This window comes from Methylobacterium sp. A52T (genome assembly GCF_053346095.1).
Window position 1 is genome coordinate 1 of record NZ_JBKFBI010000305.1, and the last position, 530, is coordinate 530.

The window sequence follows — 530 nt, forward strand, 5'->3', positions numbered from 1 at the left end:
AGCGTGCCGCTGTTGGCCACGCCGCCGGCGATCGCGCCGCTGCTGAGCGCCGTGCCGGCATTGGTCGCACCTCCGGAGATGGTGCCGGTGTTGATCAGGAGGCCGGCATTGCTGACGCTGCCCTGGGTCCAGCCGGCATTGAGATAGGTGCCCGCACTCTGGACGGAGACCGATGAGGTCAGGCTGCCGCTGGCGGACAGGAACAGGGTGCCGCCGGCGACGGTGGTCGGTCCGGCATAGGTGTTGGTGCCGGCGAGTTCGAGGGTGCCGAGCCCGACCTTGGTCAGGCCGCCGACCCCGGAGATGGCGTTGGCGAAGCGGCCGTAATAGGCCTGTCCGTTGTAGGTGGTGTTGACGGTCCAGTCGGAGGTGAACTGGCCCGGGCCGTCGATGGCCTTGCCGAGGTTGAGCAGGCCCCAGCCGAAAGTGGCGTTCGGGGCGTTGGCAGGCCCGTCGCCGAGGTGGGTGGCGGTGGTGAACATGGTCTGGGCGATCTGCGGCGCCGTCAGGAACGGGAACGCCTGACGCAG

General features: G+C 69.2%; 1 protein-coding gene. It reads right to left on the bottom strand.

The annotated features are described in order from the left end of the window. On the bottom strand, positions 1 to 530 hold a 530-nt coding region (locus ACLBYE_RS30525; RefSeq protein WP_447697036.1), incomplete at both ends, for an autotransporter-associated beta strand repeat-containing protein.